Raw genomic sequence first — 12,937 nt, 5'->3', positions numbered from 1 at the left:
TTTAGTTTATTTTAACATACCGCTACAAGCCTTTCAAACAGCTTTAGATGTATTTTGTCCTTCCTCCACAGATTCTCCGGATGCCATTGAACTCCCAGCACAAATTTCTTACTTTCATTGCTGATGGCCTCTATTATGCCATCCTCCGAACAGGCATTTACGATAAATCCCGGAGCAATCTCCCTGACCGCCTGGTGGTGAAAAGAATTTACCTTCAGCGTCTGCCTTCCAAAAATACCTGAAAGACAGTTGTTTTCCAATATAGTGATATTATGAATCTGGAACCATCTTGGAGCTGCCTGACAGTGCTGGATAAGACTTTTCCCAGAATTATTCTCTGCATATATATCCTGAAAAATGCTGCCTCCTGATGCAATATTCAATACCTGTATACCCCTGCATATGCCCAGCAGCGGCTTATCCACAGCCAGGGCCTGTCTTGCAAGGAACAACTCCATATTATCCCGCACCGGAGAAATTTCTTTTGTATACGGCATGTTGCTCTGTCCAAATTGCAGAGCATCCACATCAGGGCCGCCTGATAAGATTATTCCGTCGCATATGTCCAGATACTCAACCCATACACTTTTCACTTCGGTTACAGGAATCATCACAGGAACAGCACCGCACTGAATAATTGCCTCATAATAGTCGTCTCTCAGATTGCTTGTGCTTTTTTCAAAGTCAAAAGCGGCTGTTATCCCGATGACAGGCTTACCTTTATACATTCAGAAACCACTCCTTGTCAATATAATATAGCTGTCTTGGCATACAAAATTAATTCCCCGGACTTAAAAAACGGCTCTCCGATGAGCATGCGCTCTGGAAAACCGTCTTCAGTAATTTCATATAGCTTTTTATTGCTTTTCAAACATGCTTTTATCTACTCCGCACAAAGGACATACCCAATCCTCAGGAATATCTTCAAAAGCCGTACCCGGTGCTATTCCGCTATCCGGATCCCCATCCTCGGGGTTATACACATACCCGCAAACAGTACATACGTATTTATCCATCCGTTTATCCACTCCTTGTATAAAATCTTCGGAATTTATTAACTATATATATTCTCCTATAGCATAAGGGTTTGCATAGTTAATAATATATATATTCCCATCTTTTATCTGGTATAACATTTTTTTTTTAAATTTCTTTCCGGTTTATAAGCTTTCTGGTGCTTTGATGGCTTATATCTTAGAAGATTACTGTTTTCAGTCACATTTTCAGCCTTACTTTTTTCGCCGCTCATAATGAATTGGCTGACTTCATTGTAAACATAGCTTTCCAGCTTTTCCAGCCTCACTTGAAGTTCATCACATCTGCTCATATAAATTCACCTTCGATTGCTCCATCCCCACAGGATTTGAGTTAATGACTATTATCATTATATGCAACAGCCGGCAAAGGGGCACTTTTCGTCAATATTAATTCCTGCGATTTCTGAAAACTATCAGCAATCCGCCGAAAATCAGTATGGCGGGAATCAGGTAAAGTCTCAATATGGTTATTCTTCCAAGAGATATTGCAAAGAAAATCAAGGACAGGCCGCCCAGAATGAATACCGGTATAAGAAGCCCTTTTTCCTTTGAACCAAACAAGTAGAGCTCAAACAGACCTACTGCAACTGCGAGTATAAATCCAGGCCACATATATGCCCATACGTTAAACAGCATGGATATCTGACAGGTCAGTCCCATTACCAGCAGTATTCCCCCCGGAACCAGCAAACCAGCATCGGATGTTTTCGCAGTAAAAAATGAATAGTGGAATATTAATCCCGGTATTATCAAAAACATTGGCCAGAAGGTTGAGAAAAGGAAACCTATATCAAAAATATCAAAATAAATTTCAAAAATGCCAAAGTTATTTAATAAATATGCTACACCGATCAGTATCAAAACCAATCCGACAATCATAGTACCATTTCGTCTGTTATTCATAAAACCCTCCTTAAATATAACCGCCGCACCAAATAAAGTACACTCCTGCAAAAACACCGGTTCAAAACCGGGAAGGAGCAATTAAACTGCTTGTGCAACTGTATTATACTATATTATAAGACTATAAATAAGAAAAGTCTGAAAGTTCACCATAATTTCATAAAACAAATAAACAAACAATATGTTCTGATATTAATTTAACCCGTTGTGCTGATTAAAAATATGGCAACAGTGGGAAAATGCTACTCACTCCCGGACGAGCTTCAAATAAATGCTTGTATATAAAGTCGTCCTCGCGTGGTATACAAACTTATCTGCTAGATTAACCAGCACAACAGGTTTATTGATTGAGTCCGCATACCTTAAAAACCATAACATAGGTTGTTTTTATTTGGTTTTATAAATTTATCTCGTTCACCAGCCTGTCAGTTCCGTTTTGAACGGCTGGCGGCGCCATTGTTACAGTCCTTCCCAGCATTTCGTCCCGGGAAATTCTCCACAGCACATACTTTATGCCGCCGGAAATAAGATCCGCCATCTTCATTACAGTTCCCAGCCTGGTATTCTGAAGTATCAAAAAATCCATAAAGCCGCTGAAGTTAACTATCCCTGTAATGTGCATATCACCTATGGGCTGCAGATCCTTATTCACAGCAGAGCCCGGTTTCAGCGGTCCCTGCCCCACGGTTATATGGCCCACATGCTCTACCTTCCCAAGGCAGGCGTCCACAGCTATGACAAAGGGATTATCATGGCTTGAATAGATTTGCTTTGTTATTTCCTCAAGATTTTTTGCGTGCACCGGTATATCCAGATTTCCGAAGACATGTATCCTGTCTTGTCTCAAGCCCCTGAGCTTGTGCCCTATGATTGGTCCAAGGCTGTCACCGGTGGATCTGTCCGTTCCGATGCACACAATTACAATATCTCTGTTCTTGTCAGTCCTAACGGTTTTCACAAGCTGATACATGGCTTCTGAAAACATTGCAAATGCATTTGCTGCTGCCGAGTCTATATATTTCACATTAGAGGCTCTTGTACCAAAATTCATTTTACTCTCCATTTCCAAGCTGATAAAAGTTTCTTTCAGGCATACTGCCTTTACATAAGCAGCTATTATTCATATTTGATTTTGCTGTTCATATTATTGACAAAAATTGTTGAGATTAATATTTTGAGAGCATTTTGTTTATTTGGAATAAAACTATGTTAAAATATATTTAGCCTTAATTACTATCTATGATAATTTTTGAAGTTTTATGAGAGAGGTTGATTTTTTTGCCATATAAATTAAAAAATAAATTTGGTTCGGTGGCATGCAATTTTATTGAGGATATTATTGACGGAATGCAGGACTGGGTTCGCGTAATAAGCAGGGATGACACCATAGTATTCGTAAATAAATCCATGCGCCAGGCATTAGGCAATAATGACATCATAGGCCAAAAGTGCTATCAGACCCTTGGACGCAAATCCCCCTGCCCAAATTGCCTGTCAAGATTCAATACCCCGGATTGGTCTGCCAAAAAGGAAGAACATATTAACGGCCGTATATTTTCGGTGACAAGCTCCCCTCTCAAAAATCATGAAACCGGCAAGATAGATGCAGTTATTGAAGTGCTTCACGATATAACCCAACTGAAGAACCTCACAAGAGAGCTGGAAAGTCAGAATGCAAAATTGAAAGCCGACCTGGCTATGGCCAGAAGGCTCCAGTGCAGCCTGCTTCCACAAACTCAGCTTGACACGGATAAACTTGATTTCAGCTTTATATACAGGCCCTGTGAGGCACTGGGAGGAGACTTCCTGGATATCTATCAGATTGATGATACACATGTAGGTATCTATATTGCAGATGTATCGGGGCACGGTGTGGCTGCCTCCATGCTTACCATGTTTCTGAGAACCGCTTTGGATAAAACCCTGCTGTCCCCGTCAAAAACTTTGACACAGTTATATGGCTATTTCAATAAAAACAGTTTTTCTGATGAGCTGTACATAGCAATTTTTTATGGAATTATAGATATTGAAAACTATACTTTTACATATTCAAATGCAGGCCTGAATGTCTGCCCTATTGTTTTGTCACAAGACGATATAAGGATACTGAGGGCTCCTGGTATTCCAATAAGCAATTGGGTGGAGGACCCGGAATATGTTGAAGTTAAAATTAATATAAATCCTAGGGACAGAATATTTTTTTATACTGATGGAATTATTGAAATCAAAAACCCAGAGAACTCCCAATTTGGTGAAGAGCGCATTGTTCAGCATCTTGTTGAGTCTGACCTTGACCCGTCACCTGCCCTGTCGGAACTTATTGAAAAAGCCATTGCCTTTTCAGGCAAGAAGGATTCAAATGAAATAATAGACGATATTACTGTAGCCCTTGTACAAATAAAATAGCTGTTATAAAACTAAACAGCATGGTCATGGAGGTTAGTGTGTTGAACGATGAATTTACTGCAGTCCTTGAAAGCTATAAGCTTCAAGGATATATAATACCACACCCGTCAATTGTCAAAACGCCGGAGCAAATTGAAGGCATCCGGCAGAGTGGAAAAATTACTTCTGCTATCCTGGATCTTTTGGAAAAAGAAATCCGTCCGGGGGTAACTACAGCCGGCATAGACAAACTGGTGTATGATTATACCACGGAGCACGGTGCCATTCCTGCCCCCCTTAATTACAATGGTTTCCCAAGAAGTGTTTGTACTTCTGTCAACAATGTGGTCTGCCACGGTATTCCCAGTGACAGGGCGGTGCTGAAGCCGGGCGATATTATTAATGTGGATGTTTCTACTATTCTTGACGGCTTTTTTTCTGATGCCAGCAGAATGTATCTGGTGGGTGAAGTAACTCCTTCTGCCAGAAGGCTGGTGGAGATTACAAAGGAATGCCTGGAATTGGGCACAGAGCAGGTCAGGGCCTTTGGGGCCACAAATGATATAGGCAGGGCAATAGAACCCTTTGCAAACAGAAACGGCTACACTGTGGTCAGAGACCTTGGAGGTCATGGCGTGGGAGTGAAATTCCACGAAGAACCGCATATCGACCATTTTGAAAGGCCGGGAAAGGGATTTTTAATGCTCCCGGGCATGGTATTTACCATAGAGCCCATGATTAACGAGGGAGGCTACAGCGTAAAAATCGGCAGGGACAAATGGACGGTTACCACACGGGATGGTTCCTTGTCTGCTCAGTGGGAATATACCGTTGCGGTTACCAAAACAGGTTATGAGATACTTGCCCGGTAAATACCGGCTTTAGCTGGCACTAATAATAAAAGGGGCTTGCTTCAATACTCGGATTGAAACGGCCCCTTAAAAAATAATCTGACGCATATGAAAAAATACTATACGGATAATTGCAGCAGCCACTGGGCAAGCTTGTCTACACCCTCTCCGGTTTTACAGGAAACTTCTATAATTTCCGATTTTTCGTTAAGCGCCCTGACACCCTTGTAGAAGCTTTCCCTGTCAAAGTCTATATAGGGCATCAAATCTGTTTTATTCAATACGATGATGTCTGCCAGTTCAAACATGGAGGTGTATTTATAGGGCTTGTCATGGCCTTCAGGTACACTTGCTATGACCATTTTGATACCTTCTCCCAGGTCAAAGGAAGAAGGGCATACCAGGTTTCCCACATTCTCGATGAATAATATGGCCCCATCACTTAAATTCAAACTGTCCACGGCCACCTTTATCATATTGGCATCCAAATGACAGCCGCCGCCCGTATTTATCTGTATTACAGGTTTACCAAGGCTGTCTATCTTTTCGGCGTCAATACTTGAAGCTATATCGCCCTCAACAACCGCAACACTTGCCCTGTCCCCGAAGGCTTCTATGAGTTTCAGAATAGTGCTGGTTTTTCCTGAGCCGGGCGATGCCATTATGTTTACAGCCTTTATACCTTTCTTCTGAAAATAATCCCTGTTTTCTCCTGCAAGCTTCTCATTAGCATGCATGATGTTTTTCATGATTTTAACTTCCATAAGTACCTCCTTTTTTACTTCTTATCTTCTCAGCTTATTCCGGGTTGCGCCATCACTCTTATTGCCAGCCACCCTGGCAAAGGTAGGCAGGTTAAGCCCGAATTTTACTGATACCAGCCGTATTGCAAGTATCACTGCCACACATACATATGTGTTTACATTCACATTCAGTTTACCACTGTGATGCAGCAGACAGAACAGCAGCGAACCGATTATGGAAGGAATTGCGTATATCTCGCTTCTGAAAATAAGAGGAATTTCATTTACCAGGATATCTCTCAATATTCCGCCGCCCACACCGGTAATGACCCCTGCAAAAACAACTCCCAGCAGCGGCATTCCGTAGCCGATTGCCTTATAGGTCGCTGTTACTGTAAACACACCCAGTCCTATGGCATCAAAAAGTAATACTACAGAAAGCATCCTGTTGACAAACTTATACAAGATACAGGTTATGACCATGGAAACGGTTATTGCTGCAAAGTATCTCCACTCTGTAAAAAATACAGGTATGGTTCTGCCTATAACCACATCTCTTATTATTCCCCCGCCTGATGCAGTTATGACAGCCAGTACGAATATGCCGAACAGATCAAGCCTGTTCCTTATACCTACAAGGACACCGGAAACTGCGAAGGCGACTGTACCTATAATATCCACCACACTTAAAAGCACCGTAAAACTTCCCGCAGACATATGCCAAGAGTACTCCCTGCAATAATCATACTTTATAATATGAATACGGCTGCCAATAGTGATAGCTCATATATTAAACTTGTGCTGCCGTCAGTCAACTTCCAGGCTCTCTATATAAAATTCCTTTCCCTTCTCCGTAGGCATTCCAAGGCCACCGCACCGTGGGCAGTCAAAGCCTTTGGGCGGCTTTATAAAAACCTCTCCGCACTCCCTGCACCTGAACTGGGCCTTGACTCTGTTAAATACAAGCTTTGCCCCCTGTGCCGGCGTTCCTTCACTCATAATGTCAAAGTACATCTGCACTGAATCATCCAGAATTGTAGACAAATCTCCAATGACAAGACGAATCTCAAGAATTTTGGATGCCCCTGCCCGTTTTGCTTCTTCCAGGGCAATATTCAGCATGGACTGCGTTACTGCGTACTCGTGCATGTAATAATTCACCACCATCTAGGAAAACTTTCCTGCCAGTCTTATTATATCACTGCTGCCAAAAAATACGCCGGCTTCCAGGCCGGCGTATTTGCTTTTACTGCGGTATGAAACATGGCGGCCCTGATAAGGTTTAGGCTCAGGCAGTTACCTTGCTTGCATCTTCAACTTCAACAGGCTTTTCAGCTTGAACGATCTTCAAGCTTTCCTTGACTGCCGAGGCTGTTTTGTGTGAAGCACTTGCAACTATGCACTTTTTCGGGCAAACCTCTACACAAGCATTGCAGATAACGCATTTGAACTGGTTTATCTCCCAGGACTTTTCAGCCTTGTTGACTACAATGGCATTTGCAGGACATTTTCTCTGGCATATTCCACAAAAAATACACTTATCTATCTCGCAACCTTCAATTTGTCCCCTGGAATCCTTAAAAGGCTCTCTCTTTTCAAAGGGGTACATCCTGGTTGCGGGCTTTGACACCAAATTTTTAAATACATTTTCGACCATCTTTAACATATTAACCTCCATGAGCCATGTTATGGCTTTAAGCCGATATGCGGCTACAAACATACAAATATATTACCCGTTATCTTTCTGTACAAGATATGCAGGGGTCAATTGTCAGAATAAGCAGCGGTACATCAGACAGTTGGCTTCCGGGCAGCATTTTTATAAGTGAAGGTATATTTGCAAAAGTCGGAGTTCTGAGTCTCAGCCTTTCAAGATTCTTTGTTCCGTTTGCCCTCAGGTAGTACAACACTTCACCTCTTGGCTGCTCAACCCTGGATATGACCTCTCCCTTGGGAGGATTACCCTTAACGGGAACTACATGTTCACCTTCGGGTATTTTGGCTATAGCCTGCTTTATGAGATCAATAGACTGATATACCTCATACAATCTTACGTATGTTCTGGCATAATTGTCACCGTCAGGATGGGTTACAGGCTCGAAATCCAATTGTCCGTATGCCGAGTAGCCTGTGGTTCTTAAATCCATAGGAATTCCCGCCGCTCTTGCCATTGGCCCTACTGCACACAATTCTATTGCATCTGCTTTGGAGAGGATACCCCTTCCCACCAACCTGTGCTTAACGGTATAGTTATTCAGGAACACAGCTTCAACCTGCTGCAAATCCTTTTTTATTTCATCAATTGTTACGTTGATCTTAACCATTTGTTCCTTTGAAAGGTCACGTCTGGTTCCCCCAATGGTGTTGGCTGATATGACAACTCTGGCACCGGCGGTTTCCTCCATGATATCCATAACCTTTTCCCTGTCCCTCCATACCTGCATGAAAAGACTTTCAAAACCGAAGGCATCAGCTAGAAGTCCCAGCCACAAAAGATGGCTGTGCATTCTGTGGAGCTCGGCCCATATAACTCTCAGGAACTTTGCCCTGTCAGATATTTCAATATTCATCAGTTCCTCAATGCCCTGGCAGTATGCCATTGCATGCATTACGCTGCATATGCCGCAAACTCTTTCAACGACAAATACGTTTTGCGTAAATTCCTTTGTTTCTGTGAGTTTTTCAAGGCCTCTATGAACATAGCCGATGGCCGGTATGGCATCAACTATATTTTCATCTTCCATAACCAGTTTGATATGGAGGGGTTCAGGAAGCACAGGATGCTGTGGCCCAAAAGGTATTACAGTTGAACTCATTCTTTTTTACCCCCTCTTTGCTCAATAGTTATTTGCTGCCTTAAGAACGGTGATCCCAATTCCTCTTCCGATAAAAGCATGTGTCCTCCGTAATCAACCACTATACCGGTTATATTAAGTCCGAACAATTCCTTCATCTCATTTTCTACCAGCAGAGCACTGAAAATTATCTTTGAGATACTTGGTACCTCTTCTCCTTTTTTAACATTGACCTTGTAATTTCTCATACCATAGTCCTTGTCAAAATGATAGATAATATCTATAGTGTCATCACCATTATCTGCACAGGATGCAGTAACAAATCTGTAGCCCTCCAGCTTGGCTTTTGAAATTTCACCAAGCAATTGGTCACAAGTAATTTCCACTAAATTTTCAATCATACTAATCTCCAATCCGCTGTATGCAGCGATTTAAATAGTAAATAAAAAGACACGCAATGGCCTTTTAAAAGCCCAATGTGAATGCAAACGCATTCTCTACGCCTTACTCCCGGCCTTCATTGCATCTGCTTTTTCATCCAATTTGCCGATGCCCTGGACTATTCCGTCTATTATAGCTTCCGGTCTTGCACAGCAGCCGGGAACAAATACGTCCACAGGAATAACATTTTCAACTCCGCCCATAACATTGTAGCATTCCTTGAAAATTCCTCCTGTACAGGCGCAGGCACCTATAGCAACCACTACCTTTGGATCAGGCATCTGATTATATATATTTTTTAATACATGTGCATTTCTTTTATTTGCAGAACCTGTGACCAGCAAAATGTCTGCATGCTTGGGATTACCCACATTGATTATTCCCAATCTTTCAGCATCATACAGCGGAGTAAGACAGGCCAAAACCTCAATATCACATCCGTTGCAGCTTGTACAGTCATAATGCATTACCCAGGGTGACTTTTTCCTCGACTTGCTTATTATACCCATAAAAACCTCCATTTACGTACTTTCAGCACCATATAGTGAGAATACAGCAATCAGTCAATCATACACTAAACTGGTACGCCAAATTTTCTAGATCAGGTACATCCAAACTATATTTACAAGCGCCGCACCTATTCCGGCAACCCAAGTTACTTTTACCATCCACTGCCAGGTCACTCTCGCACTTATATTGTCAATAACTATTTCACAGAAATAGCTGGCCAGTGCTATCAATATACCTACCCAGATCGGCTGGGCGAAAAACAATGTAATTAATCCCAGTAAAAGTACAAGGTCAAACCAGTGTGTAAGCTCTATGAGGGCCAGTTGGGTTCCTGAAAACTCGGTAGTCAGACCCTTTATAAGCTCCTGATGTCCGTGATGGGAAGTTGAAAAGTCAAAAGGTGACTTTCTGAGTTTGATAGTCAGGACATAAAGGAACGCAAGGAATACCAGAGGCAGGCTGAACAGCAAAGGCCGCTCGTGGGCAAATATCTCTGAAATCATAAAGCTTCCGGTTGTCTTGTAAACTCCGACCACCATTAAAAGCAGCACAGGCTCGTAAGCCATCATCTGCATTATTTCTCTCTGTGCACCTATTTTGCTGTAAGGAGAACGAACGCTCATGGCTCCCATTATCAAGGAAACGGCTGAGAATGCCAAAATGAACATCAGCATCAACAAATCCTGTTTCAGCACCAGCATAACAAAAGCACCCACAGCAAAGAACAAGTGTCCCATAACATAAACCATCTGAGTCTGGTTTACTGCTATCCCCTGCTTGCCCAACAGCTTGAAGAAGTCATAGAAGGGCTGCAGCAGCGGAGGACCAAATCTATTCTGCATTCTAGCAGTTATTTTTCTGTCTATACCAGTTAATAAACCACCAACTATAGGAGCGGCTATTATGGCAATGACAGCAATAATTAAATTGTTTATGCTCATAATCCTGTCACCACCCCTAACATTATAATAATTACAGCACCTGCAACCACATTAACCCAGAAGGTCAGCTTCTTTTCACCAAAAACATTTTCCATGTAATAGTTTCTGACCACAACGGTGTCAATCTTGTCACCGGGGCTGATAAATTCCAGGCCTCGCAAATCCTCGTCGGCATTGGCACCGCAAAGATATGGGGTTTTCAGCCTGTTTGGCTTTATTCTGTTTGCAATCACAGGTATTGCCACCATAAGAACAAGTATTACAGCGAAGAACATGATGGAAGCAAAGCCACCATACACGGCTGCGTCAACCTTCTGCAGCCATATTCCCATCCCTGTTCCGGTAAGCACTTCCTTGTCTGCAAGTTTAAATGCAAGTATCTGAGGCTTTACAAACTGATTGTACAATGGTGCAATGCCTATGCTTGCAGCCATAACCACGGCAATTAAAGCGGAAAGTGCCGCCTTCATTGAAAAGGATAACTTTTCTCTGGTGTACTTGGGCTTATATGACATTGTCAATATTATACCTATCCACTTGCTCCAGAAAACTACTGTCAAAGCACTGCCCAGTATCAGGAACAACAATACCAGCGGCTGATGAACCGCAGTCTCGATAGCCATCCATTTTGTTATGAGGACACCAAAAGGTGGCAGCAGCATTGAAATCTGACCGATAACGGTAATTACGGTAGTAAAGGGCATTCTTTTAAACAAGCCCTGCATGTCTTCAATATCACGGCTTCCGATTCCCAGTTCTATAGTACCTACGCACAGGAACAGAAGTCCTTTTGAAACAGCGTGGAATATCATGAGAAGAATTGCCGCAGCCAGTGAAATTCTTGTTCCGATACCTGCACAGCAGATAATCAGTCCAAGGTTTGCAATGGTTGAATATGCAAGCACCTTCTTGGCGTTGCTCTGGCTTATTGCTATTGCAGATGCCGCCACGAAGGTAAAGCCTCCGACGATTGCAACCATCTGTCCAAGAACTGTTCCGGCAAATGCTGGTGAAATTCTGACTACCAGATAAACACCGGCTTTGACCATTGTACTGGAGTGCAGCAATGCAGATACCGGAGTGGGAGCAACCATGGCACCCAGAAGCCAGCTCTGGAACGGAAACTGCGCCGACTTTGTAAAACCGGCTATACACAGCAGTGAAAGTGCTATGGGAAGAACACCTGCAAAGGCTCCCTGCATTCCTGCTTCCGATATCTCCTGTATGGAAAGTGTGTTCAGCCCGGAATTCATTAATACAATTGCAATAATAAATGCCAAGCCGCCGACAGAATTGATCCATAAGGCTCTTAAACCGTTCTTGATGGCTATTTCTGTTGCATCATGGGAAATCAACAGGAATGAGCAGAGTGTTGTTATCTCCCAGAAGAAATACATCCAGGATAAATTGTTGGTCATCACCAGTGCGTTCATAGCCGCCAGGAAGATAAAGAGTATCATGAAAAATCTTGGCTGTCTCGATACCTTCAAGTGCAGGTGATGCTCATGTTCCTTCATGTACCCGATGGCAAAAACAGTAATAATGGGTCCTATAATTGATACCAGCATAATCATGATTAATGCAAGGTAATCAATTACAAATGCGCTTTCGGGCTCGTTGACCTTTCCGAAAACCCCAAATACCTCAAATAATGCCCAGGGAATAAATTGTAATACAGATAAAATAAATACTATCGCCTTTTTATGCTTTAACCCGATGTACGCTATATAGCAGAAGAGTAAAAGATCAAACCCCTTGATCACCCAACTTACTACTTCAAGTACACTGTGCTCCATATGGAATACAAGTTTTCCATCCGGAGATTTTACCATAAGTGCAATAAATCCGCCTGCTACCGCAAAGAGCAATACTGTTGATATGCTTACTATTGCAATACGCACTTTCTGATTTCTGATTATAAAGCATAACGCCGCACTCAGTGCAGGCAGCAGAATAGCTGCCAGTAATAAATACCAATCCACAGCTAATTCTCCTTTCAAAATGTTATTTTAACCCCTTATATTTTTTTAAGAACCTCACTATTTATAAACCGACTAAATAATAAAATTCATAAAAGACAAACGTAAAATAATCAAATACGGGAAAAATGAAAGTCCAGAAATCAATTCCCTAATAATCATAAATAGTAACCGTCAATTAGTCAATCTCTGTTAAAGTAGAATAAAATAGTGAATTATGACTTTTATCGACTATGCTCTCACAATGTCATCCGCTTATCATTTTACAATATATTTTAATAAATTGAAAGCAAAAAGCCTATATTTATAAGGGATTTAAGTAAAAAATTTGAATATTGTATACAATTATTAC

The 12,937-nt window shown here is 41.9% G+C and carries 16 protein-coding genes; 2 read left to right on the top strand and 14 right to left on the bottom strand.

All coding sequences use genetic code 11. From position 1 onward, the window contains the following. Positions 1-11: 11 nt before the first annotated feature. From CLHUN_RS19975 to yyaC, 5 genes are all read right to left on the bottom strand, one after another. Positions 12-728, bottom strand: coding sequence for a gamma-glutamyl-gamma-aminobutyrate hydrolase family protein (locus CLHUN_RS19975; protein WP_080066462.1), 717 nt, complete (start codon positions 726-728; stop codon positions 12-14). 129 nt (positions 729-857) lie between these two features. Further along, positions 858-1,016 carry a rubredoxin gene (rd, locus tag CLHUN_RS19970; protein WP_080066461.1) on the bottom strand — a complete coding sequence of 53 codons (159 nt, stop codon included), beginning with the start codon at positions 1,014-1,016 and terminating at the stop codon, positions 858-860. A gap of 104 nt (positions 1,017-1,120) precedes the next feature. Next, the gene (locus tag CLHUN_RS19965) at positions 1,121-1,327 is read right to left on the bottom strand and encodes a hypothetical protein (protein ID WP_080066460.1); all 207 of its coding nucleotides are present in this window, start codon (positions 1,325-1,327) and stop codon (positions 1,121-1,123) included. A 97-nt stretch (positions 1,328-1,424) separates the two neighbouring features. Then, positions 1,425-1,940: a LiaF transmembrane domain-containing protein gene (locus CLHUN_RS19960; RefSeq protein WP_080066459.1), complete on the bottom strand. Its 516-nt coding sequence runs from the start codon at positions 1,938-1,940 to the stop codon at positions 1,425-1,427. A 397-nt stretch (positions 1,941-2,337) separates the two neighbouring features. Next, positions 2,338-2,991, bottom strand: a complete 654-nt coding sequence (yyaC, locus tag CLHUN_RS19955; protein ID WP_080066458.1) for a spore protease YyaC — start codon at positions 2,989-2,991, stop codon at positions 2,338-2,340. A gap of 227 nt (positions 2,992-3,218) precedes the next feature. Here yyaC and CLHUN_RS19950 point away from each other — a divergent pair, with 227 nt between their 5' ends. Next, entirely contained in the window at positions 3,219-4,346 is a 1,128-nt protein-coding gene (locus CLHUN_RS19950) for a PP2C family protein-serine/threonine phosphatase (RefSeq protein WP_242656575.1), read from the top strand. A 38-nt stretch (positions 4,347-4,384) separates the two neighbouring features. Then, complete coding sequence (gene map, locus CLHUN_RS19945; RefSeq protein ID WP_242656574.1) at positions 4,385-5,197, top strand: type I methionyl aminopeptidase; 813 nt, start codon at positions 4,385-4,387, stop codon at positions 5,195-5,197. A 98-nt stretch (positions 5,198-5,295) separates the two neighbouring features. Here the strand turns inward: map and hypB are convergent, their stop codons facing one another. The 9 genes from hypB to CLHUN_RS19900 form a co-directional block, all read right to left on the bottom strand. After that, positions 5,296-5,940, bottom strand: coding sequence for a hydrogenase nickel incorporation protein HypB (hypB, locus tag CLHUN_RS19940; RefSeq protein ID WP_080066456.1), 645 nt, complete (start codon positions 5,938-5,940; stop codon positions 5,296-5,298). Between the two features lie 21 nt (positions 5,941-5,961). Next, on the bottom strand, positions 5,962-6,636 hold the full coding sequence (locus CLHUN_RS19935) for a trimeric intracellular cation channel family protein (RefSeq protein ID WP_080066455.1): 675 nt from the start codon (positions 6,634-6,636) through the stop codon (positions 5,962-5,964). Positions 6,637-6,726: 90 nt separating this feature from the next. Beyond that, positions 6,727-7,068 carry a hydrogenase maturation nickel metallochaperone HypA gene (hypA, locus tag CLHUN_RS19930; RefSeq protein WP_080066454.1) on the bottom strand — a complete coding sequence of 114 codons (342 nt, stop codon included), beginning with the start codon at positions 7,066-7,068 and terminating at the stop codon, positions 6,727-6,729. Positions 7,069-7,207: 139 nt separating this feature from the next. Further along, positions 7,208-7,585 (bottom strand): 4Fe-4S binding protein, encoded by a 378-nt coding sequence (locus CLHUN_RS19925; protein WP_080066453.1) that lies wholly within the window; start codon positions 7,583-7,585, stop codon positions 7,208-7,210. Between the two features lie 70 nt (positions 7,586-7,655). Further along, on the bottom strand, positions 7,656-8,735 hold the full coding sequence (locus CLHUN_RS19920; RefSeq protein WP_080066452.1) for a hydrogenase large subunit: 1,080 nt from the start codon (positions 8,733-8,735) through the stop codon (positions 7,656-7,658). Beyond that, positions 8,732-9,115 carry an NADH-quinone oxidoreductase subunit C gene (locus tag CLHUN_RS19915; protein WP_080066451.1) on the bottom strand — a complete coding sequence of 128 codons (384 nt, stop codon included), beginning with the start codon at positions 9,113-9,115 and terminating at the stop codon, positions 8,732-8,734. The genes CLHUN_RS19920 and CLHUN_RS19915 overlap by 4 nt, the downstream gene beginning before the upstream one ends. 96 nt (positions 9,116-9,211) lie before the next feature. Continuing rightward, positions 9,212-9,664 (bottom strand): NADH-quinone oxidoreductase subunit B family protein, encoded by a 453-nt coding sequence (locus CLHUN_RS19910; RefSeq protein ID WP_080066450.1) that lies wholly within the window; start codon positions 9,662-9,664, stop codon positions 9,212-9,214. Positions 9,665-9,751: 87 nt separating this feature from the next. After that, positions 9,752-10,606, bottom strand: a complete 855-nt coding sequence (locus CLHUN_RS19905) for a respiratory chain complex I subunit 1 family protein (RefSeq protein ID WP_080066449.1) — start codon at positions 10,604-10,606, stop codon at positions 9,752-9,754. Continuing rightward, a complete protein-coding gene (locus CLHUN_RS19900; protein ID WP_080066448.1) occupies positions 10,603-12,588 on the bottom strand; it encodes an NADH-quinone oxidoreductase subunit 5 family protein in 1,986 nt (661 codons plus the stop codon). Before CLHUN_RS19900 ends, CLHUN_RS19905 begins: the two co-directional genes overlap by 4 nt. Between the last annotated feature and the right edge of the window lie 349 nt (positions 12,589-12,937).

The organism is Ruminiclostridium hungatei (genome assembly GCF_002051585.1).
Classification (GTDB): Bacteria; Bacillota; Clostridia; order Acetivibrionales; family DSM-1351; genus Ruminiclostridium; species Ruminiclostridium hungatei.
The sequence above is the reverse complement of the archived record's forward strand: the minus strand, read 5'-3'. Positions and strand labels throughout refer to the sequence as shown.